The organism is Allobosea sp. 2RAB26, from assembly GCF_052115465.1.
In the GTDB taxonomy this organism is placed as follows: Bacteria; Pseudomonadota; Alphaproteobacteria; order Rhizobiales; family Beijerinckiaceae; genus Allobosea.
Map to the genome: position 1 here is coordinate 423,429 of NZ_JBFRGS010000006.1, position 25,623 is coordinate 449,051.

Genomic DNA, 25,623 nt, shown 5'->3' on the forward strand with positions numbered 1-25,623 from the left:
GGCTCGTCCAGCTCCACCTGACGGAATGTTTGGCGCTATGGCAGCATGGATATTACGATAGGCGGGCGTCACGCGCTTGTCACCGTCACCGGCCGGGCCTGGCTGGAATGACCGTCATGCACGCCAGGCGGCCGGAGCTTGCGGCCGATTGGCAGGGGCAATCCGCTTCTGCTGCGCGACCGCTCAGCGTCGCCTCCCGGCTTGACCTTCATCACCGTGTGAACAGCGCCGTTGCGGTCAACGTCCCAGGCCAGCCGCAGGTCATGCCCACCTCATTGCCTATTCTCTATGCGCAATCGGCACGACACAAATCCGTGACCGCCCTGGTTCACAGCCCTGCCTTGCGCGCGCGCCGCTGGCGCATGGACCAATGGAATCCTACAGTTCGCCATTCCCCAAACACAGGGCAGGCGTTGCAGATCGATGGACAAGCGTGTCGAGACCGATGAGCAGAAGCCGGCTCTGTCGGAAGCGGATATCCGCTCCATCATCATTGGCATCATGCTCGCCATGTTCCTGGCCGCGCTGGACCAGACTATTGTCGCCACCGCCATGCCGACGATCGGGCGCGAGCTCGGCGACGTTACGCATCTGCCCTGGGTCGTGACCTCCTATCTGCTGGCTTCGACCGCGGTGACGCCGCTCTACGGCAAGGTCGCCGACATCCATGGGCGGCGGGTAACGCTGCTCGCCGGCATCGTGATCTTCATCGTCGGCTCGGTTGCCTGCGCACTGGCATCGTCCCTCTGGCTGTTGGTGGTGGCGCGCTTCGTCCAGGGGCTCGGTGGCGGCGGGCTGATCTCGATGGCGCAGACCATCATCGGCGACATGGTGCCGCCGAAGGAGCGCGGCAAATATCAGGTCTATATCGCCAGCGTCTTCTTCTCCTCCTCGCTGCTCGGACCGGTGCTCGGCGGGGTGATCTCCGAGGCGCTGCATTGGTCGGTGATCTTCTGGATCAACCTGCCGCTCGGGCTCTTCGCCTACCTGATGACCGACAAGGCGCTGAAGCGCCTGCCGCGGCATGAGCGACCGCACAAACTCGATTTCCTCGGCGCCGGGCTGATGACGAGCGCAACGGTGACGCTGCTGCTCGCGCTCTCCTGGGGTGGCGTGCATTATCCATGGGCCTCGGCGCCGATCCTCGGGCTGGTCGGCCTGTCGGCACTGCTCTGGATCGCATTCGCCATGCGTCTCAAGACCGCAGAGGAGCCGCTGATCCCGCTCGCGATCCTGGCCAATCCGGTGGTGCGGATGGGCACGATCGCCGCCGGCTTCGGCATGGGCACCTTCATCGGGCTCACCATCTATCTGCCGCTCTATTTCGAGACGGTCGCCGGGCTCTCGGCCGCCAATTCCGGCATGGGATTGATCCCGCTGACCTGCGGCACCGTCATCGGCGCGACCGCATCGGGACGGGCAATGACCCTCCTCAAGCACTACAAGCGCGTACCGGTTGCAGGACTTTGCATCGCCCTGATCGGTACCGCATTGCTGATCGCCTTCGCCGGCCGGATGTCGCTCATCCCCTTCGGTATCGTGCTGGCGGTAATCAGCCTCGGCTTCGGCACCTTGCTGCCGGTCGCCACCGTCTCGATCCAGAATGCCGTCCAGCCGCACCAGCTCGGCACGACGACGGCGACGGCGAACTTCTTTCGCCAGATCGGCGGGGCGCTGATCGTCGCCGTATTCGGAGCGATCGTCCTCGGCGGCATCGGGGCAGGCTCGGGTGTTACGGCCGAGACCCTACGGAGCGGAACGGCGGACCGCGCCACCATGATCATGCTGTTCCAATATGTCTTCGCAGCGACGTTCGCGGGCTTTGCACTGGCCCTGTTCTTCCTGTTCAGGATGAAGGAAATGCCGCTGCGCGGCCGCGCCATCGAGGCTGCGAAGGAAATCGCAGGCGAATAGGGCGGGACAAGCATCCTCGTCCGCGTTTGACGAGCATCAAACCGGCGGGGTTGCCGGCAGGCTAAACCGGAGCGCAATCTCGCATTGCCGCAACTCTGTCACAGCCGCGCGGCAGGTTGAGTTTGCCCGCCAAAGGAGAGCCCCATGTCCGATCTCGTCGTCATCGTATACCCGACCGAGGCCAAGGCCGAGGAGATGCGCCAGAAAGTCATCTCCCTGCAGAAGGAATACCTGATCGAGCTCGGCGACGCGGCGATCGCGGTCATGCATGAGGGCGGCAAGATCAAGCTGAACCAGCTCATGAACACCACCGCGCTCGGGGCGGTCTCGGGCAGCTTCTGGGGCCTGCTGATCGGCGCGATCTTCCTGATGCCGGTGTTCGGCGCTGCGATCGGCGCTGCGTCCGGCGCACTCGGTGGTGCGTTGACCGATTACGGCGTCAATGACGGTTTCATGAAAGAACTCTCGACCAGTCTGCAGCCGGGCAACGCCGCGCTCTTCCTGCTGATCCGCAAGATGACCGGCGACAAGGTGCTGGAAGCGATCAAGGGCACGGGTGGCGTGGTGCTGAAGACATCGCTCGACCACACCCGCGAACAAGCCCTGCGCGACGCGATCTCGGCTTCGCCTGGGGCGGTCGAACATCCTTCGACGCCCGGCGCGACAGCAACCCCGACGGCCGGCGAAGCACCCTCGCCCGTGGGCTGAAACACACCCTTGAGACCACGTCATCCCGGGCAGCCAGAGCGAGGCCCGGGATCCATTCGTTACCGCTGACGAGACCCCGGCTGCGCTATGCCTCTGCCGGGGTCTCAGCGCGTATCAGTCCCGCAGCAGCTCGTTGATTCCGGTCTTGGCGCGGGTCTGGGCATCGACCGTCTTGACGATCACGGCGCAGTAGAGCGAGGGGCCCGGTGTGCCGTCATTCAGCGGTTTGCCGGGAAGCGACCCGGACACCACCACCGAATAGGGCGGCACCTTGCCGATATGGACCTGACCGGTGGCGCGATCGATGATCTTGGTCGAGGCCGAGATGAAGACGCCCATCGAGATCACCGAACCCTCGCCCACGATCACGCCCTCGACCACCTCGGAGCGGGCGCCGACGAAGCAGTTGTCCTCGATGATGGTCGGGTTGGCCTGAAGCGGCTCGAGCACACCACCGATGCCGACGCCGCCGGACAGGTGCACGTTCTTGCCGATCTGCGCGCAGGAGCCGACGGTCGCCCAGGTGTCGACCATGGTGCCTGAATCGACATAGGCGCCGATATTCACATATGACGGCATCAGCACGACGTTCGGCGCGATGAAGGCGCCGCGGCGCACGGCGGCCGGCGGCACGACGCGGAAACCGGCGGCGCGGAAGCGATTCTCGCCCCAGCCCTCGAATTTCGAGGGAACCTTGTCCCAGAACACCCCCTCGCCCGGGCCCCCTGCGATGATCTTGTTGTCGTTGAGACGGAAGGAGAGCAGCACGGCCTTCTTGAGCCACTGATGCGTCACCCATTCGCCGCCCAGTTTTTCGGCAACGCGGGCCTGGCCGGAATCGATCATCTCGATGGCCTGCTCGACGGCATCGCGCACCGCCCCTTTGGTGCTGACGCCGATCTCTGCCCGGTTTTCCCAGGCGGCATCGATGGTGGCGGCGAGATCGGTCAGGCTCATCGTCGGTCTCCGTTCAGAATGCGCCGGAGCGATGGCGGATCAAGACAGCGGCGTCAAGGAGAAGCGCGGCGCGCCGCCGACTTCTCGTCCGCACGTGCCGACGCCGGCCGCCTGGCATTGACTGTACCAAGGCATCATGAATCCGACGCCGCAGGAACGCCCCAATTGCCCCCCCAAGGTCATCGACCTGGGCAGGGAATCTCGGAATCATGAATGCGATGAAGCCTTCTCTTTCAAGACGAGCTGCGACCGCGATCGCCTTGTCGGCCACGATCATGGGCGCAGCTCCCAAGGCCGTGGCGCAGGCCCAACGCGACGTCGATTGGACCACGCAGAAATGCGTTCGGTACAAGGAGGCCTATGGTGCGGCCATCGCCAAGCGGGGAAAGACAGGACTGAGCGACGAGTTCCTCGCGCGGCACGATGCCTTCCTCGCGACCAACTGCACGGCGCAGGCAGACGTCTGCCCACGCAGCGGAAAGGAGCTTGAGCTGGCTAATATCCTTGTTCTGATGTCCCTCAACGGAGGACTCTCGAGCACATTCCTGCCCTTCGCCTGTCGAAAGCCGACATAGGCCGTCTGCGCCCGCCCCCTTGATGTGCCGGAAGACGTTCGGTCTATTCCTCGCCTCTGCCGCCTTCCACTACTGAAGAGCGACGTCCACGCCTCGTTCGCAAGGAGCGGCCATGCGCCTCTGGATCAGGAACCCGCTCGGCATCGTCGCCGAGGACGCCGGCGGCGGCGTGGTGGTCGAGCATGGCGCCATCGTCGAACTGCTGGCCGCCGGCAGCGCTCCGGCACAGCCGGTCGACGAGACATTCGATGCCTCCGATCATGTCGTGCTGCCCGGGCTGATCAACACGCATCACCATTTCTACCAGACGCTGACACGCGCCCATCCGGCCGCGATCGACCGTGAGCTCTTTCCCTGGTTGAAGGCGCTCTACCCACTCTGGGCCCGGCTGACGCCCGACGATCTCAGGCTCGCAGTGCGGGTCGCACTCACTGAATTGCTGCTCTCCGGCTGTACCACAGCGGCAGATCACCATTATCTCTTCCCCAAAGGGCTGGAGAGCGCGGTCGATATCGCGGTCGACGAGGCGCGCGCGCTCAGCATCCGCATGACTGTCTCACGCGGCTCGATGAATCTGTCGCAGAAGGATGGTGGGCTGCCGCCGGATGCTGTGGTGCAGGACGAGGAGACGATCCTGGCCGACAGTGAGCGCGTGCTCTCGCTGTTCCATGATCCAAAGCCAGGCAGCATGATCCAGATCGCGCTGGCGCCCTGCTCTCCCTTCTCGGTCACGCCTGCGCTGATGGCGAAATCGGCTGAACTCGCCGCGCGTTTCGATGCTCCGCTGCACACCCATCTCGCCGAGACGCAGGATGAGGAGGCCTATTGCCTCCAGGTCTACGGCAAGCGCCCGCTCGACCTTCTGGAGGATGCCGGCTGGATGCGGCCGAAGACCTGGCTGGCGCATGGCATCCATTTCTCCTGCGAGGAATGCGAGCGGCTGGGCCGGGCCGGCGTCGGCATCTGCCATTGCCCGACCTCGAACGGCGTGCTCGCCTCCGGTTTCTGCCAGACACGCGAACTCGAGGCCGGCGGCTCGCCGCTCGGCCTCGGCGTCGACGGCTCAGCCTCCAATGACGGCTCGAACCTGATGGAAGAGCTGCGCCACGCCCTGCTGATCAACCGGTTGCACTACAAGAGTGCCAGCGCCGTGACTGCGCGCGACGTGATCCGCTGGGCGACGGAAGGCTCGGCACGATGCCTCGGGCGCTCCGATATCGGGCGGATCGCGCCCGGCATGCAGGCGGATCTGGCACTGTACCGGCTCGACGAGCTGCGCTTCTCCGGCGCGCATGATCCCGTCGCAGCGCTGGTGCTGTGCGGCGCGAACCGGGCCGATCGTGTCATGGTCGCGGGGCGTTGGCGGGTTGTCGACGGTGCCGTGCCCGGACTGGACATCGCCGCGCTGCGGCGGATGCACAGCGCAGCTGCGATGCGCTACGCGTAAAACATCGACCCGAAAAGTGGATTGCGGTTTTCGGGAAAGCCGATGCAAACACAAAGGGTTAGATCGTCGGACCGGATCCGACTTCCGGTCAGACGATCTAAGCCCCCGTTCGCGCCTCAGCGTGTCGCGACGATGAACAGCCGCGGGAAGGGCAGCAGCACGGTGCCATCCGGCATCGCGGGGTAAGCCTGCGCAATGAGACCCTGATAGCGTGCGAGGAAGGCTTCGCGCTCGGCCTCGTCGAGCAGATCGAGCAGCGGACGCAAGGCGGCGCCCTTGAACCACTCGACCACCGCCGAAGCCCCGCCGGCGAGCGGATGATGATAGGTCGTGCGCCAGATATCGAGCCTTGTCGTGCCGCCGCGCAGCGCCCGATAATACCAGTCAGCGCCATGGCGCGCCGCGCGCGTCTGCAGCGCTGGGGCGAGCTTGCCGGCCCAGGTCCCGTCAGCGGCAACCTCACGCATCAGCACATGGGCCGGTTCGTCGAGATTATCCGGCATCTGCACGGCGAGCGTGCCGCCCGGCGCAAGCTTGGCCATGAGTGATGGCATCAGGACTTCGTGATCGGGCAGCCATTGCAGCACGGCGTTCGACAGGATCACGTCATAGGGGGCGGCCGGCTGCCATGAGGCGATATCGGCAACCTCGAACTGGATCGCGGGCAGGCGCTTGCGGGCGGCCGCGATCATGTCGGAAGAGCTATCCATCCCGCTGATCGCGGCGTCCGGGAAACGCGCCAGCAGAAGTTCGGTCGAGTTGCCGGGACCGCAACCGATATCGACCGCGCTTGCCACGGCGTCCGTCGGGACCTGGGCAAGCAGATCGCGAACCGGGCGGGTCCGCTCATCCTCGAATTTCGTGTACTGCCGTGCCGACCAGGTCATACCGATCTCCATATCCTCATGAGCCGGAAGGCCCGCAATCAGAGCAGTTTTGCCAGATACTGCCCGTAGCTCGATTTGCCCGTCAGCTTCGCCAGTTCAGCCAGCTGCCCTTCATGGGACCCTCTGCGCCATCAACGCGGCCACGACCTCTCGCATGCGTTCCTGCCACGGCTTTGCGCGATAGCCAAAGATCGCGGCGAACCGGGCGGAATCAAGCACCGAATTGGCGGGACGGCGCGCCGGTGTCGGGAATTCCGCAGTCGTGATCGCGTCCACGATCGGGCTCCGCCCGGTGAAACGGGCCTGCTCGGCAATGATGGCGCTGGCGAAGCCATGCCAGGTCGTCTCGCCCTGCCCGGCAACATGGTAGGTGCCCCAGGGCTCGGCGCCGCCCATCAGTGCAGCGCGGACGGCGAGGATCGCCTCGGCAAGGTCGCGTGTCGCGGTTGGAGAACCGCGTTGGTCGGCGACAACGCGCAGGACATCGCGTTCTGCGGCAAGCCGCAGCATGGTCTTCAGGAAGTTTGCGCCATGGACGCCGTAGACCCAGGCGGTGCGCAGGATGACATGGTGCGGCTGCAGGGCCCGGATGCAGACCTCTCCTTCGCTCTTGCTCGCACCATAGGCACCGAGCGGCGCGACAGGGTCGCTCTCGACATAAGGCCCGGGTTTGCTGCCGTCGAAGACGTAGTCCGTCGAAACATGGAGGAGCGGAATGCGGGCTTCGGCCGTCGCCTCGGCAAGAATGGCGGGCCCTTCCGCATTGGCGGAGAAGGCAGCGACCGTCTCGCTCTCGGCCCGGTCCACCGCCGTAAAGGCCGCAGCATTGACCACGAGGCCGGGGCGATGGGCCTTCAAGGCCCTTGCCACAGCCGCACGGTCCGTGATGTCGCCGTCAGCCCGCGCCAGCCCGACGAGCGGAACGCCACGCTCATGCGCCAGCGCCGTCAACTCGCGGCCAAGCTGACCGCCGGCGCCAAAAAGCAGGATCGGCGCTTCGTTCACGAGAGGCCGAGCCTCTCGCCGCGATAAAGCCCGTTGCGGATGCGGCCCCACCAATCCGGATTGGCGAGATACCAGCGAACGGTCTTCTCCAGCCCGCTCTCAAAGCTCTCCTGCGGGCTCCAGCCGAGCTCGCGGGCGATCTTTGAAGCGTCGATCGCATAGCGACGGTCATGGCCGGGCCGGTCGGCGACAAACCGGATCAGGGTGTCGCGCGGGCCGATAGCGGTGTCGGGGGCGAGGCTGTCGACCATGCCGCAGATCGCGCGCACTACATCGAGATTGGTGCGCTCAGCATTGCCACCGACATTATAGCTCTCGCCGGGGCGTCCGGTTACCGCGATCAGGCAAAGCGCGCGTGCATGATCCTCGACATGGAGCCAGTCGCGTACCTGACCGCCATCGCCGTAAACCGGCAATTCCTTGCCCTCAAGCGCGTTCAGGATGACGAGCGGGATCAGCTTCTCGGGGAAGTGATAGGGGCCGTAATTGTTCGAGCAGTTGGAGAGCACGACAGGCAGCCCATAGGTGTGGTGCCAGGCACGCACGAGATGGTCGGAAGCGGCCTTCGACGCAGAATAGGGCGAGGTCGGCTGATAGGGTGTCGTCTCGCTGAACAGACCTTCCGCGCCAAGCGAGCCGAAGACCTCGTCGGTCGAGACATGGTGGAAACGAAAGCTGGCCTTCGCGTCCTGCGGCAGGGCTCGCCAATGGTCGAGCGCCGCCTGGAGCAACACGAAGGTTCCGACGACATTGGTCTGGATGAAGGCGCCCGGCCCATCGATCGAACGGTCGACATGGCTTTCCGCCGCAAGGTGCATCACGATATCGGGCCGGAATGACGCAAAGGCCTCGCGCATCGCGGCGAGATCTCCGATATCCGCCTGCAGAAAGGCGTAGCGCGGATTGGTCTCGACCGGCTTCAGATTGTCGAGATTGCCCGCATAGGTCAGCTTGTCGACAACCAGCACGTGATGCGGCGTCTCGGCGACCAGATGCCGGACCACGGCCGAGCCGATGAAGCCAGCGCCGCCGGTGACGAGAAACCGCGTCATTCAGGCGCCCTCATAGACGAAGGGGCTGGCAAAACCGGCAAAACCGGGCAGTTTCGTGTCCTTCTCGGACAGTGTCGCGGCCCCGGCGACCACTGGCCAGTCGATGGCTAGCGCCGGATCGGCCCAGAACAATCCGCCCTCGCTCTGCGGCGCATAGGGCGCGTCGACCTTGTAAGCGACCTCGGTGCCGGGCTCGAGCGTGCAGAAACCGTGGGCAAAGCCGCAGGGCACGAAAAGCTGCTCGGCACCGTCCGCATCGAGCAGCGCACCGCACCAGCGCCCGTAATGCGGCGAGCCGCGCCGGAGGTCGACTGCGACGTCGAAGATCGCGCCCTTGAGCACGCGCACGAGCTTGGCCTGGGCAGCGGGCGCAGTCTGATAATGCAGGCCTCGTACGGTGCCGACCTGCGCCGAAAGCGACTGGTTGTCCTGCACGAAATCCGGCGCGATCCCAGCTGCCGCGAAAAGCTCGCGGCTATAGGTTTCCATGAAGTAGCCGCGGTCATCGCCGAAACGTCGCGGCCGGACCAGCACGGGACCAGGAATGGCGAGAGGCGCGAAGGTAAAATTGGACATGGGGTCTCCTGCCTGGCCGCAGGTAGTCTTGCCGCCGGCCTCCTGTCAACGACGCGCAGCCGCCGCCTCGGTGACATCATCAGGCGAAAATTCGCGCAGCTCGGGCAGCCGCGCATGGATCCGCCGCAACAGGGCGGTCAGCCCGGCAATCTCCTCGGCGGAGAAATCGGCCAGGATCAGGTTCTCGCGCTGGAGGGCAACCGCGATCAGGCGGTCATGCAGCTCGTAGCCACTCTGCGTCAGCTGCAGAACCTGCCGGCGCGCATCGCGGCTATCCGCATGTTCGCGGACATGACCGGCCGAAACCAGCGCCGCCACGGCGCGGCTGACCGCCCCCTTGTCGAGGCTGATGACCTCGCAGATGCGCTGCGCCACGATACAAGGCTCGATCGCGAGCTGCGAGATGATGCGCCATTCCGTGACGCCGACGCCGAACAGATCGAGATAGAGGCGGGACGAACTGCGCGACCAGGTGTTCGAGATCGTCGTCAGGAAATAGGGCAGGTAACCCGCAAGGTTGAGCACCTCCCGGTCCCTGTCCCCACCCTCGGCCTTGCGGCGCCTCGTCGAAACCATGCTGCGCCCGCGATCGATCCCTGGAGGGCCCACCAAATCCGGGATGGCGGCGTTCGGCAAGTGGAGTCTGCCGCAGACTATTCCGGCAACGGAACCGCGAGCCCGACCTTGACGCGGTCCATCGCAACGAAGGTGCGGAACTTCCTGACATTGTTGTTGCCGAAGAAGAGCCGGCGCGTCAGCGCCTCATAGGCCGCCATGCTCGGCACCAGGATGACGAGCACAAAATCCGCTTCGCCAGTGACGTAGTAACATTGCTGCACCTCGGGTGCCGCGGTGAACTCCTGCTTGGCGGCGTCGATCAGGTCGGCACGCTCGCTTTCCAGCTCCACCTCGACGAAGATGGTGATCGCCTGTCCGAGCCGGGCAGGATCGACGAGCGCGACATTGGCCTGGATGACACCCGTCTCCTCCATGCGCTTGATCCGGCGCTGGACGGCGGGCGCGGACAGGTTGACCGCTTCGCCGATCACACGCTGCGGCGTCGTGTTGTCGCGCTGCAGGATGCGCAGGATCGCGAGGTCGAAACTGTCCAGCGTGACTGCTGGCGAAGGGGATCGGGTCAAGAGGAGCGCCCAACGAAACAAACTTGCATTTCAGGGGACCAAACACAGCGGTCTTTTCGCCATGATTGCAATATCCATTCGTTGTACCAGCGCGCAGGAGCGGCGATGTTTCTTCCCAACCACCACCCCGACCGTCGCAAGCCGCTCGATCCGATCGATGCCGAGACCCTGAGCATCGCCGCGGCCGCCGATGTCGAGCGCTATCTGAGCTATCGCGAGAACCACGTCGAGACACCGCTGCATGCCCTGCCAGCCATGGCCGCCGAGCTCGGGGTCCGTGCGATCCACGTCAAGGACGAAGGCCATCGCCTCGGCCTTGGCAGCTTCAAGGCACTTGGCGGCGCCTATGCCGTCTTCCGGCTGGTGCTGGAGGAGGCGAGCAGGAAGCTCGGGCGGCCAGTCGATATCGCCGAGCTGAACAGCCCCGAGGTCCGGGCCGTAGCGGCGGGGATGACGGTCGCCTGCGCCACTGACGGCAATCACGGCCGTTCGGTCGCACAGGGCGCCCAGCTCACCGGGGCGAGGGCCGCGATCTTCGTGCATGTCCGAGTCAGCGACGAACGTGTCGCGGCGATCGCCCGCTTCGGCGCGACGATGATCCGGGTCGAGGGCACCTATGACGACTCGGTCACGGAAGCCGCCCGCGTCGCGGAGAAGGAGGGCTGGACAGTCGTCTCCGATACCTCCTGGCCAGGCTATGAACGCATCCCCGGGCTGGTGATGCAGGGCTATACCGTGATCATCCGCGAAGCACTGCGTGAACTCGCCGAGCCGCCCACGCATGTCTTCGTGCAGGCAGGCGTCGGCGGCATTGCCGCTGCGGCTGCGGGCTATCTCGCCAATGCCCTCGGCGACCAGCGTCCCGTCTTTGTGGTGGTCGACCCTGCGCGCGCGGCCTGCATCTTCGAGACGGCGAAGGCCGGCCATCCGGTCAAAGTCGTCCATGGCGAACCGACCGTGATGGCGATGCTCGAATGCTACGAGCCCTCGCCTATCGCCTGGCGTGTCCTGTCTCGCGTCGCCGACGGCTTCATGACCGTCGAGGACGAGGATGCCATCGCGGTGATGAACCGGCTGGCGCGCCCCGCCGGCAAGGACCCCGCCATCGTCTCCGGCGAAAGCGGTGGTGTCGGCCTGGCCGGCGTCATCCGGGTTGCGGCTGATCCCACCGTCAGGAAGCAGCTTGGCCTCGACGCGACCTCCCGCGTTCTCGTCATCAATACCGAGGGCGCGACCGATCCCGAACGCTATGCCGAACTGACCGGCCTGCCGGCACGAGCCGCCCAGTAATGCGACGATGAACGCGCGCATCGCCATCGAGGCCGGAAAGGCGCCGGGACGGGCGGAGCAGGCCGCGACCCGCATCGCCTTCTTCGTTGCCGGGCTCGGCATCGCCGCATGGGCACCCCTGGTGCCCTATGCCAAGCTGCGCATGGCTCTCGACGATGGCGCGCTCGGATTGCTGCTGCTCTACCTCGGCGCCGGCTCGATCCTGGCCATGCCGCTATCGGGTGCGCTGGCTTCGCGGTTCGGTTGCCGCCGCGTGCTGATTAGCGCGGTGCTGCTCGTCGCTTTCATGCTCCCGGCTCTCGCGACCGCCGCGCACCTGCCGCTGCTCGGCCTGGCACTGTTCGTCTTCGGAGCCGGAATCGGTTCGCTGGATTGCGTCATCAACATCCAGGCCGTGATCGTCGAGCGAGCCAGCGGGCGCAGCATGATGTCCGGCTTTCACGGTCTCTTCAGTCTCGGCGGCATCGCCGGAGCGGCCGGGGCCAGCGGGCTCCTGATGCTGGGTGCGACGCCGCTCCTCGCCACGCTCGTCGTCGTCGCGATCCTCCTTGCCGCGATGGCCTGGGCGGCCTCGGGGCTCCTGCCCTATGCCGGCAAGGGCGAAGGCCCGGCCTTCGCCATTCCGCACGGCATCGTGCTCTTCATCGGCGTGCTCTGCTTCGTCGTCTTCCTGGCCGAGGGCGCCATGCTCGACTGGAGTGCCGTCTTCCTGACCGATCTGCGCCGGGTCGATGCCGCTTATGCGGGACTTGGCTATGCGGCCTTCGCCAGCACCATGACGATCGGCCGGCTGACCGGCGACCGCTTCGTACAGCGCCTCGGCCCCCAGCGCATCATCATCTGGGGCGGCCTCTGCGCAGCGGCAGGTCTCGTGCTCGCAACGCTTGCACCATCCTGGCTGGCAGGCCTCGCCGGCTTTGCGCTCGTCGGGGCGGGCTGCTCGAATATCGTGCCGGTTCTCTACACGGCGATCGGCCGACAGAACGCGATGCCCGAGCATATCGCCGTGCCCGCGATCTCGACACTGGGCTATGCCGGCATCCTTGTCGGCCCCGCGGCAATCGGTGCCATCGCCCAAGTCGCGAGCCTGCCCATTGCCTTCCTGGTCGTCGCGACGCTGCTCATCGGCGTCGCAGCCAGCGCTCCGCGGTTGCGCACATGAGTTTCGCATCCCTCGCAGCGCCGCAAAGCGCGCCCGTTGGAGGCAGACCATGACTGCGCTCTCGACGAGTCCGGTTCATCATCCCGTTTGGCAAGGCACGCAAATGAGTACGGCATCAGAGCTGACGCGAACCATGGACCTGATCTACCAGACTCATTCGCCCTATGCGCGCAAGGTCCTGGTCTTGGCCCATGAAGCGGGTCTCGCCGGACAGCTGCGCGTCGTCCACCAGGAGACGAGCCCGACCAACCGGAACGACGATGTCTTCGCGGTCAACCCGCTCGGCAAGGTTCCCGTCCTCGTCCTCCCCGATGGCGAGGCGATCTTCGATTCGATCGTGATCTGCGACTATCTCGCGAGCCTCGACGGCGGCAGCCGGCTCATTCCGCAGGGTGGGCGGGCAAGATGGTCCGCGCTTCGCCTGCAGGCGCTCGCCCAGGGACTGTGCGACGCTGGCATTGCGCTGCGCTGGGAAACCGTACGCCGTCCCGAGGCCCTGCGGTATGCGCCCCTGGCGGAGGGAATGACGGCGAAACTCGTCGAATCCTACGATTATCTCGAACGCGAGGCGGATTTCGACGCGCCACTCCATGTCGGCCATATCGCGCTTGCGACCGCCCTTTCATGGCTGGAATTCCGCGCGCTGCCCGCCTTCGAGCCTGGCCGGCCACGGCTGGCCCACTGGTATCGCTCCTTCTCGGAACGCCCCTCGATGCGCGCCACGCTCTATGACGGCGAGACGCATGACTGATCGCCAGGCCAGTTCGCCCGGCGGCCGCCCCCCGGCTTCACGATGGTGGAGAGAGACATGACCACGCTCGACCCGAACGCCCTCGAACGCGAGATGACGGGGTGGCGGCGTGACCTACACGCCCATCCCGAATTCGGCTTCGAGGAGAAGCGAACCTCCGCCTTCGTCGCGGCCAAGCTCAGGGAGTTCGGCCTCGACGATGTGGCCGAGGGCATCGGGGGCACCGGTGTCGTCGGCACGCTGAAGCGCGGCAGCGGCAACCGCGCCATCGCGCTTCGGGCGGATATGGACGCGCTGCGCATCAGCGAGCAGGCCGAGCACGCCCATCGCTCGCAAACGCCCGGCACCATGCATGCGTGCGGCCATGACGGGCATACCGCCATGCTGCTTGGTGCGGCAAAGCTGCTGGCGAGCGAGGGCGGCTTCGACGGTACCGTGCGCTTCCTCTTCCAGCCTGCCGAGGAATGGGGCAGAGGCGCGCTCGCCATGCTCTCCGACGGGCTGATGGAGCGCTTTCCCTTCGAGGAGATCTATGGGCTGCACAATGCGCCGGGGTTGCCGGTCGGTCAGTTCCAGACACGCGCCGGCTCGATCATGTCGGCGGAGGACAATTTCGAGATCGTGCTCAAGGGCATCGGTGGCCATGCGGCGCGTCCGCATGTCGGCAATGAGGTCCTGATCGCCGCCTGCGCGCTCGTCACCAGCTTCCAGACCATCGTGTCGCGGCGGCTCAGCCCGACCGATATCGGCGTCGTCTCGGTGACCGAACTCATCACCGACGGCACGCGCAACGCCCTGCCTGGCCTCGCCCGCATCCTCGGCGATGCCCGCAGCTTCCGGCCGGAGGTCAGCGCCGAGATCGAGAAGCAGATGCGCATCATCACGGACGGAACGGCGCTCGCCTATAACGTCTCGGCCGAGGTGACCTATACGCGCGAATTCGTGCCGCTGGTGAATGACGAGGCGCTGGCGGCAGAAGCCCTGACGGCCGCGAGAGGCGTGTTCGGCGCGGAGAATGTCGCCACCGCCCGCGAGCCGATGACCGGCTCGGAGGATTTCGCCCGTTTCCTCGACCATGTGCCGGGCTGCTTCGCCTTCGTCGGCAATGGCCCCTCGGCGCCCTTGCACAATCCTTGCTACGACTTCGACGACGCCGGCCTCATCCATGGCGCACGCTTCCATGCCGCAATCACGCGGCAGCGCCTGCGCCCTGCCTGACCACCGCCCGTCGCACCTGCCGCTTGCCGATCCGGAGCTCCCCCATGGCCCACTCCCTCACACCCGGCTCTACCGCCCCCTTCAGGGAGCCCGGCCCGAACCAGCCCGCCCTCGACGCCGACGCCGTCTGGGAGGCGCGCGCCGATCTCGCCGCCTGCTTCCGCATGGCGGCGCGCCATGGGCTGGAGGAAGGCATCTGCAACCATTTCTCGGCGCTGGTGCCGGGCTATGACGACCTCTTCATCGTCAACCCCTATGGCTGGGCCTTCCGCGAGTTGACGGCCTCGAAGCTGCTGATCTGCGATTTCCACGGCAACGTCGTCGCTGGCGAGGGACAGCCCGAGGCGACGGCCTTCTACATCCATGCCCGCATCCACAAGGCGCTCCCCCGCGCCAGGGTCGCCTTCCATACCCATATGCCCTACGCGACCGCGCTCTCGATGACGGAGGGCGAGCCGCTGATCTTCGCCGGCCAGACCTCGCTGAAATTCTACGGCCGGACCGCCGTAGACCACGATTACAATGGGCTTGCGCTCGACGAGAGCGAGGGCGACCGCATTGCCGGCGCCATCGGCGACGCCGACATCGTCTTCATGAAGCACCACGGCGTGATGGTGCTTGCTCCGACGATCGCCGAGGCCTGGGACGATCTCTACTATCTCGAGCGCGCCTGCGAGGTGCAGGCGCTGGCGCTCTCGACCGGGCGCAAGGTCCTGCCCGTTGCGCCCGCGATCGCCGAAGCCGCCTATCGCCAGATGCGCGAAGGCGACGCGGAATCGGCAAGGCTTCACCTCGCCTCGATCAGGCGCACCCTCGATCTCGAAGAGCCGGCCTATCGCAGCTGAGCGAAGAACGCCGGTTTCGTCCATCCATGCGTGCGGCGCGGTCCATCGACCGCATGAAACAACTCGACAAGAGCCGACAGGCGGCGCTAGCTTCCCTAGAAGGAATGTAAGGTATCCGGTGGGCCGGTACGTTGGTACTAGAGCCCAATCATAGTCGCGGGAGCTGTCACCGTGATGTCCGATGGTGCCAAGGCTGAAACTGGGGCCGCATTCAGGCCTGCAACGCGACGGCAGGAGTTCCTTGCCTTCATCGTCCTGGCGATCCTGATCTGGCCGGTCATCGCGGTCGGCGTCGTCGGCGGCTATGGTTTCCTGGTCTGGATGCTGCAATTGGTCTTCGGACCGCCCGGCCCACCACGGTGAGGGCCCGGCCATGGCAGAGCACGGGATCGATCTCGGCAGACGTGGGTTCCTGAAGGGGCTTCTTCCCTCGGAACCGGACGTCATTCGTCCACCCTGGTCCCTCGAAGAGACAATCGCGAGCGCCTGCACGGGATGCGGCGCCTGCGTCAGCGCCTGCCCGCAAGCGATCCTCAGGCTCGATGCCCGGCAGAGGCCCGAGATCGATTTCAGCTCCAGCGAATGCAGCTTATGCGGAGCCTGCGCCGCAGCCTGCCCGGAGCCGGTCTTCGATCGCGGGCGATCTGGATTCCAGCACGTTGCCGTGATCGGGGACACATGCTTTGCCGCACGCGGCATCGTTTGCCAGAGCTGCGGCGATGCCTGTCCGGAAGCGGCGATCCGTTTCCGATCGCGCCTTGGTGGCCCTGCCCTGCCTGTTCTCACCGCCACTCAGTGCACCGGCTGCGGCGCCTGCATCGCGGCCTGCCCAGCCGCCGCCATCGGAACCTGCCCCACGGCAGCGGAGGCAGCCCATGCCTGAAGCCCAAGCGGCCGGCGCCGTCCATATTTCCAGCGCCGTCGTCACGGCCTTCCCGGAGCATTGCGACGCGGTCGTGCGCCAGATCAATGCCCTGCCGGGCACCGAGGTCCATCGTGTCGAGAACGGCAAGATCGTCATCGTGATGGAAGCCGAGAGCACCGGCGAGATGGGTAGCAGGCTCACCGGCATCGCACTGATGGACGGCGTGCTTTCGGCAAACTTCGTCTTCGAACAGATCATCGCCCTCGACGACACTGGAGCTGGATCATGACCCTATCCCGTCGCGAGATGCTGAAGGCGCAGGCGGCGGGCATCGCCGCTGCCGCCGCCAATATGAGCCTTCCCGCCGAAGCACAGCCTGTCGCCGGCGGCGTCGACACGCTGGAGATCACCTGGTCGAAGGCGCCCTGCCGCTTCTGCGGCACGGGGTGCGGCGTGATGGTCGGCGTCAAGGAAGGCAAGGTCATCGCCACCCATGGCGACATGAAGGCCGAGGTCAATCGCGGCCTGAACTGCGTGAAGGGCTATTTCCTCTCGAAGATCATGTACGGCGCGGACCGGCTGACGCAGCCTCTGCTGCGCAAGAAGGGCGGCGTCTACGCCAAGGACGGCGAGTTCACGCCGGTTTCCTGGGACGAGGCCTTCGACGTCATGGCCGCCAAGGCCAAGCAGGTCCTGAAGGACAAAGGGCCGACCGCGCTCGGCATGTTCGGCTCCGGCCAGTGGACGATCTGGGAGGGCTATGCCGCGACCAAGCTGATGCGCGCCGGCTTCCGCTCGAACAATCTCGACCCGAATGCGCGCCACTGCATGGCGTCTGCCGCCTACGCCTTCATGCGCACCTTCGGCATGGACGAGCCGATGGGCTGCTATGACGATTTCGAAGCCACGGACGCCTTCGTACTCTGGGGCTCGAACATGGCGGAGATGCACCCGATCCTGTGGACCCGGGTCGCCGACCGCAGGCTCGGCCACCCCCATGTCAAGGTTGCGGTGCTCTCGACCTTTACCAACCGAAGCGCCGACCTCGCCGATATCCCGATCGTCTTCAAGCCCGGCACCGATCTGGCGATCCTCAATTACATCGCCAACCACATCATCACGACCGGCCGCGTGAACAAGGACTTCGTCCAGAAGCACACGAACTTCGTCAAGGGCGCGACTGATATTGGCTATGGCCTGCGGCCCGACGATCCGCGCGAGGTCAAGGCGAAGAAGGCGGAAGATGTCGGCGCGACCTCGCCGATCGACTTCGAAGCCTATGCCGCCTTCGTCAAGGACTACACCCTCGAGAAAGTCTCGGCGCTGACAGGGGTGGAGCCCGGCTTCCTGCAAGAGCTGGCAGAGCTCTATGCCGACCCGAAGCGCAAGGTCGTCTCGTTCTGGACGATGGGCTTCAACCAGCATGTCCGCGGCGTCTGGGCGAACCAGCTCGTTTACAACCTGCATCTGCTGACCGGAAAGATCTCCGAGCCCGGCAACAGCCCCTTCTCACTGACCGGGCAGCCTTCCGCCTGCGGCACGGCACGCGAGGTCGGCACCTTCGCCCATCGTCTGCCCGCCGACATGACTGTGGTGAATCCCGAGCACCGCAAGCACGCCGAGGAGATCTGGCGGATTCCGGCCGGCACGATCCCGGAAAAGCCGGGCTATCACGCGGTCGAGCAGGATCGCATGCTCAAGGACGGCAAGCTCAATTTCTACTGGATCCAGGTCAACAACAACCTGCAGGCGGCGCCGAACAGTGCCGGGGAAACCTACCCGGGCTATCGCAATCCAGAGAATTTCATCGTCGTTTCCGACGCCTACCCGACCGTGACGGCCATGGCCGCCGACCTGATCCTGCCCGCCGCCATGTGGGTCGAGAAGGAGGGTGCATATGGCAATGCCGAGCGGCGCACCCATTTCTGGCACCAACTCGTCAAGGCGCCCGGGGAGGCCCGTTCCGACCTCTGGCAAATGGTCGAATTCTCGAAGCGCTTCACCACCGACGAGGTCTGGCCGGCCGCCCTTCTCGATGCCAATCCCAACTATCGCGGCAAGACGCTGTTCGATGTGCTGTTCAGGAATGGGCATGTCGACAGCTTCGCTGCAAGCGAGGTCGACCCCGCCTATGACAATCTGGAGGCCAAGCATTTCGGCTTCTACGTCCAGAAGGGACTGTTCGAGGAATATGCCAGCTTCGGCCGCGGCCACGGCCATGACCTGGCGCCGTTCGACACCTATCACGAGGTCCGCGGGCTGCGCTGGCCGGTGGTCAACGGCAAGGAAACGCTCTGGCGCTATCGCGAAGGCCTCGACCCCTATGTGAAGCCGGGCAAGGGTTTCGAGTTCTATGGCAACCCCGATGGCAAGGCGCGGATCATCGCCGTGCCCTACGAGCCGCCGGCGGAATCGCCGGACAACGAATATGATCTCTGGCTGGTGACCGGACGGGTGCTCGAGCACTGGCATTCCGGCTCGATGACGATGCGCGTGCCGGAGCTCTTCAAGGCTTTCCCCGGCGCTCGCTGCTTCATGCACCCGGACGATGCCCGCAAGCGCGGGCTCAACCAGGGGGCGGAGATCCGGCTGATCTCCCGCCGCGGCGAGATGCAGACCCGGGTCGAGACGCGCGGGCGCAACCGCATGCCCCAGGGCGTCGTCTTCGTGCCCTGGTTCGACGCCAGCCAGCTCATCAACAAGACCACTCTCGACGCGACGGATCCCATCTCCAAACAGACGGATTTCAAGAAATGCGCGGTCAAGATCGTAGCGGTCTGAGCCTGGTGCGCTCCTGGACCGTCCTTGGAACTACCCTGGCAGCTCTCGTCGTCCTCTGCTTCGGCGCGCTCTCGCAGGAGAGCGGCCGGATCAACATCGTGCCGCGCCTGACCGGCGCGGCGCCGCCGATGGGCGCCGTCAACGTGCCGCCGCTCGACCGTCCGATCGTCGACGACGTCAGGCGCATGCGGAACTACCCGGAACAGCCGCCGATCATTCCGCATTCGATCGACGGCTATCAGCTGACGCTGAACACCAACCGCTGCATGGATTGCCACAAGCGGGAGTTCACCGAGGGCTCCGGCGCCCCGATGATCAGCATCACCCATTTCCAGGACCGGGACGGACAGGTGCTCTCGGACGTGACCCCGCGGCGCTATTTCTGCACCGCCTGCCATGTTCAGCAAACCGACGCCCGCACGCTGGTGCCGAATACGTTCCAGGACGCAAACACGATTGGCCGCAAGCGGTAACGGGGCGCCGACATGGGCAAGCTGAAGGCTCTCTTCCTGCGCGCGTGGAACCTCGCGGTCTGGTTCTGGCGGGTCATCAGCCGGCCCAGCGCCTATCTGTCCCTGGGGTTCCTGACGCTCGGCGGCTTCATCTGCGGCGTCATGTTCTGGGGAGCGTTCAATACGGCGCTCGAGGTCACCAACACCGAGAAATTCTGCACCTCCTGTCACGAGATGCGCGACAACGTCTATCAGGAGCTGACCCAGACGGTTCATTTCTCGAACCGCTCAGGCGTGCGGGCCAGCTGCCCCGATTGCCATGTCCCCCATGAATGGACCCACAAGATCGCCCGCAAGATGCAGGCCTCGAAGGAGGTCTGGGGCAAGATCTTCGGCACCATCTCGACACGCCAGAAATTCCTCGACCACCGGCTGGAGCTCGCCAAGCATGAATGGGCGCGGCTGAAGGCAAACGACTCGCTGGAATGCCGTAACTGCCATTCCACCGTCGCGATGGACTTCACCAAGCAGACGCGCCGGGCAGCCGAGATCCACAGCCGCTTCCTGATTCCGAAGGAGAAGACCTGCATCGACTGCCACAAGGGCATCGCCCATCTCCTGCCCGACATGACCGGTATCGAGCCCGGCTGGAAGGAAGCCCCGGAGCTCCAGGGCAAGGGCAGTGCCTCCTGGCATGGGCCAGAGCGGGAATTGCGCGCCTATCTCGCCAGCATCGAGACGCGCTGAACAGACAGAGAGACCATCGAAGGGCCTGATCGCGGCGCGATCCTGGAGCGTTCCCGCGACAGTGCGAATGGCAGAACAGCCCGCCCGCCGTGCTGTTCAGGGCTTGGACCCGACGCAGATATCCTTCAACGCCCGCCATTCCACATCGGTGAGGATCGCCGGTCCGGTCGTCGGGCGGTCGAGGCGCTTCATGCGGTCCAGCCGCTCGGCGCTGAGCGGATGGCTGTCCAGGATCGTGCCGCGGCTGTCGCTGCCGGTGATCCGCACGAGGAACTCACCCAGGGCAGCCGGCGATCGCCCGAGCCCGGTCATCGCCGCAACCGCAAAATCATCCGCGCCGCTTTCCGCATCACGCGAATGCGACGCGTCGAGGATCGAGCGGGCGCCAAAGATCACTGCGCCGCTGCCGGTGATATCGCCGAACAGCAAGCCAATCAGAAAGGACGTGCCCCCGGTTTGAATCAATTGGCGAAGGCCGTCGCGACGATGGGCATGGCCCAGCTCATGCGCAATCACGCCAGCAATCTCGTCAGGATTCTGCGCCTTCTGCAGCAGCCCTTCGAACAGATAGATCTTGCCGCCCGGCAGTGCGACGGCATTGGGAATGGCCGATGACAGAACCTGCGCTTCCATCGGAATGGAAACGCCTCCTGCCTCCCTCAGCCTGTCCACCATCTTCGCGAAGGCGCGCTGTCCCGCCGGCTGGGCGCAGACATGGCTACCCATGAGTGCACGCACCTGCTTGTCCACGGCATCGCCGAGGCGCTTCTCCGCCGCTATGGGGACAAGCGGCGCAAGCCGGTCGGCGACGAGCGGAATGCCGTAAAGCGTGATCATCACGATCGAACATGCAGCGGCCAGCGACCATCCGACGATGCGCCAGGTCTGGCTGCCGCCGCTTGCGAGATCGAGCGCTCCGCAACGGGCAAGCAGTGTCTGCGCCGTCGCCTCGTCCGCGACCTCCAGCCGGGCGAGAGGCAGGGCCGACACGGCACTCAAGCGCAGGGTAGCTTGTCCGTCCGCCCGGCGAATGTCGTCATAGGGCCAGGACGCGATGACGAGGTCATCCTCGGCGATCTCAAGCTTGCGCGAAAACCGCAGCGCGACCCGGCGCTTGCGATTCGAGCTGCCGTCGAAGAAGACAGCTGGATGTTCGGACTGCCCGTTCGAAGTCATGATGCGGGACCGGTCGCATCCCGTCATAGGCCGCCAATGTCGAGGCTGTCGGCAAAGCCTTCGCCCAGCGCACCAACGGCGGCACCCTGACCGATGACGTCGTCGGCTGCAGCCAGGTTGAGCACGCTCGTCCGTCCCGCGATCTTCGCCCAGATGTCGCGGGTGAGGTAGATTCGGACCACCGCGCCGAAAGCGATCGCGGCCACCAAATAGCCCGCCCCCAGAGCGAGCAAGACCAGCGGATGCTGCATGGCCACCTGAATGCGCTCCGCGCTCCCTCCTGCGAGGTAGGTTGCCCCGACGGTTACGCCCACCAACCACAGCCCCAGCACGAGCACCAGCAAGAGCGACCAGCCGACGACTTTCCAATAGCTGCTGATCAAGTCGCTCCGCTCGAGATCGGAGCGGAACGCCACGTCACCGAAACGAATACCCGAGACCCACCAGCGCCATTCGATCGCTTTGTACGCGCCATAGAGAAACGGCAGCGGGATCACGAGCACCGCCGCCGGCAAGGCCAGAAGCCAGAGGAACCAGGCCTGCTTGAAGAAGTCGCTGCCGGTTCCCTCGAACCGGCCCTGCAATGTACCATAGGAGGTATGGCGCATCTTGAAGCGTTCGAGTGCCGCCTGCCGCCACGGCAAGGCCAGTCCGGCGGTCAACAGGACCAGCAGAGACCATGATCCGGCGCGCCAGCTATAGCCCCAGCCCGATCCGCCCATCCCAAATCGCAATCCGCGCCAGACCGTGCGCGTGACCCGGTACCGTCGCGCGCGGTAGAGCGCGAATTGTGAAAACAGATAGAGGAACAAGAACAGCGGAATGCCGGCCAGCGTGTCGATTCCTCCGGCTTCGGGGCCACCGAGAAAAGAGATCAGAAGGAGCGGCACCAGGAAGCCGACCAGATAGCCCGGCACCAGAATGGCCATCGCGATCAGGAAGCCGATCAACAACTCCTTGGCTCGGCCGGTATATTCCACGGGGTCGCCGCCGACCGAGGTATTCGACCACAAATGCCGTCGGATATCGGTTGCAAGCCAGAACCGGTAGAAGCCGAGCGTGACCAGCTCCAGCAATGCGCCGCGCGTCACCAGCCGCCGGAACACTGGTCGCTCACCGGAAAACATCACCCGGTCGACCCGCGGCGTGGCAAGGTGCGAGGTTGTCTGGTGCATGGCGAAGCTCGCTATCGCGTCAGATTCGACGGAAACTTGTCCCGCACATCCATAGCAGCTGCGTCAGCCGCCGAAATAGCCACAACCGTGAGTTTAGTCAGGAATTTATATGACAGGTTAATCTACCGCTGACGTAGCGTCTGAGCGGGTTCAAGCGACTCTCCGGGGCTCCACAGCAGGCAGCCGCCTGGCAGCGATCCGATCGAGAATGGCGCGGTCTCGTCGGAAGACAGACGCGCTGAACAGGCTCAGGCCGCTTGAAGCGCTCCGCGCGCTGCGAGATGGATGCCCGCCAGCATGCAGCGCACCGAGCCACCGGCGAGTTCGATGGTCGGCACGTCGAGCGGCAGCAGGGTCGCAAGACCCTCCAACGTCGCACGCTGCTCCGGGCGCAGAGCCTGCAAGGCGCGTGACGACAGCGCCACGACGCGACCGTTGCTGCCCTGCAGCTCGATTGCATTGCCGGCGAACGCGTTGATCTGCCCGTGGTCGAGATCGATGATGATGCGCCCCTGGGCCAGTCGCTCCGCAATCTCGTTCCGGCGCGCCGCATCGCGAATGGTGGCCAGCCCGATCAGGCAGAAATCCGTGCCGACGCACATCAGGACATTGGTGTGATAGATCGCCCGGCCCGCCGCATCGACCGCATCGAAGACCACCGGCTCGAAATTGAAATGCGTGCAGAAGCGCTCCAGCGCCACCTCGTTGGTGCGGTTCGAACGCGCGGCATAGGCGACACGCTCGATATGATCGAGCACCATCGCGCCGGTGCCTTCGAGGTAGACCCCGTCCTGCTCCAGGCCGGAATAGTCGATCACGTCCTGGACCCGATAGCGATGCTTCAGCATCTCGATGACGTCGTGCCGCCGCTCCTTGCGCCGGCTCGGCGAGAACATTGGATAGAGCGCGACATGGCCGCCGGAATGGGTCGAGAACCAGTTGTTCGGGAAGACGGAATCGGGCGTCGCGTTGCCCTCGTCCTCGAAGAGATGCACGGCGATGCCGGCTTCCTCCAGCCGCGCCGCAGCACGCGTCACTTCACGATGCGCTTCGGCGGCGATGGCGGCGGCGCTGCGTGCAGCATCGGTGCCCTGAAAGAGATTATCGGCGGCCGTCGCCGGGTTCGGGCTGAAGTGATGCGGACGGATCATCACGACGCTGCGCGCCGCCTGGACGGAGAGCTTTTGCATCATCGCGCCCCGAGAACGGCACGAGGAGCAGCGACCGGCGCGTTCAGCAGGCCGAACAGGTTGCGCGGATCTTCCGGCTCGGTGAGGAGGTCGATCTCGTCATAATAGTCGGTGCCCTCGACCTGATCGCGCAGATAGCGCAGGGCCGAAAAATCCTCCGTGGCGAAGCCGACGGAATCGAAGATGGTGATCTGGTCCTCGGTGCGGCGCCCCTTGGTCTCGCCGATGATCACGCGCCAGAGCTCCGTGACCGGGAAATCCGGCTCCATCTGCTGGATCTCGCCTTCGATGCGGGTCTGCTCTGGGAATTCGACGAAGACATCGGCGCGCAACAGGATGTCGCGCTGCAGCTCGGTCTTGCCCGGGCAATCGCCGCCGACGGCGTTGATGTGCACGCCGGCACCGACCATGTTGTCGGAGAGTATCGTCGCCTTGAGCTTGTCGGCCGTAACGGTGGTGATGATATCGGCGCCAATCACGGCCGCTTCGGCGCTGCTCGCCACCTCGATCTCGAGCCCGTGCCCCGCGAGATTGGCCCTGAATTTCGCGGTCGCAGCCGGATCGATATCATAGACCTGCAGTCGCCGGATGCCGTTCAGCGCCTTGAAGGCCAGCGCCTGGAACTCCGACTGCGAGCCGAGGCCGATGATCGCCATCACCGCGGCATCCTCACGTGCGAGATAGCGCGCGGCAACGGCCGAGGTTGCGGCGGTCCGCAACGCGGTGGTGATCGTCATTTCGGAGAGCAGGCGCGGATATCCGGTCTCGACATCGGAGAGGACGCCGAAGGCCGTCACCGTCTGCAGGCCGGTGCGTGTGTTCTTGGGGTGGCCGTTGACATATTTGAAGCCGTAGAGCTCGCCGTCGCTGGTCGGCATCAGCTCGATCACGCCGTCGGCAGAATGGCTGGCGACGCGCGGCGCCTTCTCGAACAGGGACCAGCGCCGAAAATCCTCCTCGATATAGCCCGCAAGGCCAATCAGATAAGGCTCGATGCCGATGGCAGCGATCAGCCGAACCATGTTCTCGACGCCTACATACTGAACCATTGGTCGGCCCTCCTGCGCGCTTTTCTGGAATGGAGGGCATTCTAGCCAATGCAATTTGCACGCTGAATTGCGAACAAGTTCAGATTTATGCGATTTGTTGATCAAACTGCTCACATCGAATAGACAGATTGCCATGCATATCTTCGACGAGCTCGATCACCGCCTGATCGCAGCGCTACGAGAGGACGGGCGCGCCCCGATCTCGAAGCTCGCGACCATTCTCGGCGTCTCGCGCGCAACGGTGCAGACCCGCCTCGACCGGCTGATCGAGTCGGGCGCGGTGCTCGGTTTCACCGTGCGCTCCCGGCAGGATTATGACGACAAGGCCATTCGGGCGATCATGATGATCGAGGTCACAGGCCGCTCGACGACCGCGGTGATCCGGCAGATGCGCGGCCTTCCGGAACTGCATTCGCTGCACACGACCAATGGAACCTGGGACCTGATCGCAGAGATCCGCGCCTCCAGCCTCAGCGATTTCGATCGCGTGCTGCGCGAAGTCCGCACCATCGACGGCATCCTCAACAGCGAAACCAGCATTCTGCTCAGCTCGGTATAGCCGGCGGGGAGAGCTCTCTGCGCATCAGGGGGGTAGGCGTCTTCGCACCCAACCGACATCCCTCCATCAAGGCCCTCCCGGCGCGACAGCAGCGCAGCCA

General features: G+C 65.2%; 27 protein-coding genes. 16 read left to right on the forward strand and 11 right to left on the reverse strand.

Annotation, left to right across the window (positions count from 1 at the left end; genetic code table 11):
• Positions 1 to 423: 423 nt before the first annotated feature.
• Complete coding sequence (locus AB4118_RS14515) at positions 424 to 1,914, forward strand: MDR family MFS transporter (RefSeq protein WP_441490386.1); 1,491 nt, start codon at positions 424 to 426, stop codon at positions 1,912 to 1,914.
• 144 nt (positions 1,915 to 2,058) lie between these two features.
• A complete protein-coding gene (locus tag AB4118_RS14520) occupies positions 2,059 to 2,622 on the forward strand; it encodes a DUF1269 domain-containing protein (protein ID WP_441490387.1) in 564 nt (187 codons plus the stop codon).
• 114 nt (positions 2,623 to 2,736) lie between these two features.
• On the opposite strand, the gene dapD is transcribed toward AB4118_RS14520, so the two are convergent.
• The gene (gene dapD / locus AB4118_RS14525) at positions 2,737 to 3,579 is read right to left on the reverse strand and encodes a 2,3,4,5-tetrahydropyridine-2,6-dicarboxylate N-succinyltransferase (protein WP_043242272.1); all 843 of its coding nucleotides are present in this window, start codon (positions 3,577 to 3,579) and stop codon (positions 2,737 to 2,739) included.
• Between the two features lie 218 nt (positions 3,580 to 3,797).
• Between dapD and AB4118_RS14530 the strand changes: the two genes are divergently transcribed.
• Positions 3,798 to 4,154, forward strand: a complete 357-nt coding sequence (locus AB4118_RS14530; RefSeq protein WP_441490388.1) for a hypothetical protein — start codon at positions 3,798 to 3,800, stop codon at positions 4,152 to 4,154.
• 112 nt (positions 4,155 to 4,266) lie between these two features.
• Complete coding sequence (locus AB4118_RS14535; protein WP_441490389.1) at positions 4,267 to 5,601, forward strand: 8-oxoguanine deaminase; 1,335 nt, start codon at positions 4,267 to 4,269, stop codon at positions 5,599 to 5,601.
• Positions 5,602 to 5,717: 116 nt separating this feature from the next.
• On the opposite strand, the gene tam is transcribed toward AB4118_RS14535, so the two are convergent.
• From tam to AB4118_RS14565, 6 genes are all read right to left on the reverse strand, one after another.
• Positions 5,718 to 6,488, reverse strand: a complete 771-nt coding sequence (gene tam, locus AB4118_RS14540; protein ID WP_441490390.1) for a trans-aconitate 2-methyltransferase — start codon at positions 6,486 to 6,488, stop codon at positions 5,718 to 5,720.
• 111 nt (positions 6,489 to 6,599) lie between these two features.
• Entirely contained in the window at positions 6,600 to 7,493 is an 894-nt protein-coding gene (gene rfbD, locus AB4118_RS14545) for a dTDP-4-dehydrorhamnose reductase (RefSeq protein WP_441490391.1), read from the reverse strand.
• Positions 7,490 to 8,545, reverse strand: a complete 1,056-nt coding sequence (gene rfbB, locus AB4118_RS14550; protein WP_441490392.1) for a dTDP-glucose 4,6-dehydratase — start codon at positions 8,543 to 8,545, stop codon at positions 7,490 to 7,492. The genes rfbD and rfbB overlap by 4 nt, the downstream gene beginning before the upstream one ends.
• Positions 8,546 to 9,121, reverse strand: coding sequence for a dTDP-4-dehydrorhamnose 3,5-epimerase (rfbC, locus tag AB4118_RS14555; RefSeq protein ID WP_441490393.1), 576 nt, complete (start codon positions 9,119 to 9,121; stop codon positions 8,546 to 8,548). It abuts the gene before it with no gap.
• A 45-nt stretch (positions 9,122 to 9,166) separates the two neighbouring features.
• On the reverse strand, positions 9,167 to 9,697 hold the full coding sequence (locus tag AB4118_RS14560; protein ID WP_441490394.1) for a MarR family winged helix-turn-helix transcriptional regulator: 531 nt from the start codon (positions 9,695 to 9,697) through the stop codon (positions 9,167 to 9,169).
• 77 nt (positions 9,698 to 9,774) lie between these two features.
• Positions 9,775 to 10,263: an Lrp/AsnC family transcriptional regulator gene (locus AB4118_RS14565; RefSeq protein ID WP_441490395.1), complete on the reverse strand. Its 489-nt coding sequence runs from the start codon at positions 10,261 to 10,263 to the stop codon at positions 9,775 to 9,777.
• Positions 10,264 to 10,368: 105 nt separating this feature from the next.
• On the opposite strand from AB4118_RS14565, the gene AB4118_RS14570 reads away from it, so the two are divergent.
• The 11 genes from AB4118_RS14570 (at position 10,369) to AB4118_RS14620 (ending at position 20,374) form a co-directional block, all read left to right on the forward strand.
• Positions 10,369 to 11,553 (forward strand): diaminopropionate ammonia-lyase, encoded by a 1,185-nt coding sequence (locus tag AB4118_RS14570; RefSeq protein WP_441490396.1) that lies wholly within the window; start codon positions 10,369 to 10,371, stop codon positions 11,551 to 11,553.
• 7 nt (positions 11,554 to 11,560) lie between these two features.
• Complete coding sequence (locus AB4118_RS14575; RefSeq protein ID WP_441490397.1) at positions 11,561 to 12,715, forward strand: MFS transporter; 1,155 nt, start codon at positions 11,561 to 11,563, stop codon at positions 12,713 to 12,715.
• A 133-nt stretch (positions 12,716 to 12,848) separates the two neighbouring features.
• Entirely contained in the window at positions 12,849 to 13,466 is a 618-nt protein-coding gene (locus tag AB4118_RS14580; RefSeq protein ID WP_441490501.1) for a glutathione S-transferase family protein, read from the forward strand.
• A gap of 57 nt (positions 13,467 to 13,523) precedes the next feature.
• On the forward strand, positions 13,524 to 14,684 hold the full coding sequence (locus AB4118_RS14585) for a M20 aminoacylase family protein (RefSeq protein WP_441490398.1): 1,161 nt from the start codon (positions 13,524 to 13,526) through the stop codon (positions 14,682 to 14,684).
• A gap of 44 nt (positions 14,685 to 14,728) precedes the next feature.
• Complete coding sequence (locus AB4118_RS14590; RefSeq protein ID WP_441490399.1) at positions 14,729 to 15,529, forward strand: aldolase; 801 nt, start codon at positions 14,729 to 14,731, stop codon at positions 15,527 to 15,529.
• 174 nt (positions 15,530 to 15,703) lie between these two features.
• Positions 15,704 to 15,892, forward strand: a complete 189-nt coding sequence (napE, locus tag AB4118_RS14595) for a periplasmic nitrate reductase, NapE protein (RefSeq protein ID WP_113519161.1) — start codon at positions 15,704 to 15,706, stop codon at positions 15,890 to 15,892.
• Between the two features lie 10 nt (positions 15,893 to 15,902).
• Positions 15,903 to 16,412 (forward strand): ferredoxin-type protein NapF, encoded by a 510-nt coding sequence (napF, locus tag AB4118_RS14600; RefSeq protein WP_441490400.1) that lies wholly within the window; start codon positions 15,903 to 15,905, stop codon positions 16,410 to 16,412.
• Positions 16,405 to 16,683, forward strand: coding sequence for a chaperone NapD (locus tag AB4118_RS14605; RefSeq protein WP_441490401.1), 279 nt, complete (start codon positions 16,405 to 16,407; stop codon positions 16,681 to 16,683). The genes napF and AB4118_RS14605 overlap by 8 nt, the downstream gene beginning before the upstream one ends.
• Positions 16,680 to 19,175 carry a periplasmic nitrate reductase subunit alpha gene (gene napA / locus AB4118_RS14610; RefSeq protein WP_441490402.1) on the forward strand — a complete coding sequence of 832 codons (2,496 nt, stop codon included), beginning with the start codon at positions 16,680 to 16,682 and terminating at the stop codon, positions 19,173 to 19,175. Before AB4118_RS14605 ends, napA begins: the two co-directional genes overlap by 4 nt.
• Positions 19,148 to 19,648 carry a nitrate reductase cytochrome c-type subunit gene (locus tag AB4118_RS14615; RefSeq protein ID WP_441490403.1) on the forward strand — a complete coding sequence of 167 codons (501 nt, stop codon included), beginning with the start codon at positions 19,148 to 19,150 and terminating at the stop codon, positions 19,646 to 19,648. Before napA ends, AB4118_RS14615 begins: the two co-directional genes overlap by 28 nt.
• 12 nt (positions 19,649 to 19,660) lie before the next feature.
• Positions 19,661 to 20,374 carry a cytochrome c3 family protein gene (locus tag AB4118_RS14620; RefSeq protein WP_441490404.1) on the forward strand — a complete coding sequence of 238 codons (714 nt, stop codon included), beginning with the start codon at positions 19,661 to 19,663 and terminating at the stop codon, positions 20,372 to 20,374.
• A gap of 96 nt (positions 20,375 to 20,470) precedes the next feature.
• On the opposite strand, the gene AB4118_RS14625 is transcribed toward AB4118_RS14620, so the two are convergent.
• The 4 genes from AB4118_RS14625 to AB4118_RS14640 form a co-directional block, all read right to left on the reverse strand.
• A complete protein-coding gene (locus AB4118_RS14625) occupies positions 20,471 to 21,550 on the reverse strand; it encodes a M48 family metallopeptidase (protein WP_441490405.1) in 1,080 nt (359 codons plus the stop codon).
• 23 nt (positions 21,551 to 21,573) lie between these two features.
• A complete protein-coding gene (locus AB4118_RS14630; RefSeq protein WP_441490406.1) occupies positions 21,574 to 22,725 on the reverse strand; it encodes a YjgN family protein in 1,152 nt (383 codons plus the stop codon).
• Between the two features lie 248 nt (positions 22,726 to 22,973).
• Positions 22,974 to 23,915, reverse strand: coding sequence for a citrulline utilization hydrolase CtlX (gene ctlX, locus AB4118_RS14635; RefSeq protein WP_441490407.1), 942 nt, complete (start codon positions 23,913 to 23,915; stop codon positions 22,974 to 22,976).
• A complete protein-coding gene (locus AB4118_RS14640) occupies positions 23,915 to 24,964 on the reverse strand; it encodes an ornithine cyclodeaminase (protein ID WP_441490408.1) in 1,050 nt (349 codons plus the stop codon). The genes ctlX and AB4118_RS14640 overlap by 1 nt, the downstream gene beginning before the upstream one ends.
• A gap of 133 nt (positions 24,965 to 25,097) precedes the next feature.
• On the opposite strand from AB4118_RS14640, the gene AB4118_RS14645 reads away from it, so the two are divergent.
• Complete coding sequence (locus tag AB4118_RS14645) at positions 25,098 to 25,523, forward strand: Lrp/AsnC family transcriptional regulator (protein WP_043242225.1); 426 nt, start codon at positions 25,098 to 25,100, stop codon at positions 25,521 to 25,523.
• Positions 25,524 to 25,623: the final 100 nt, after the last annotated feature.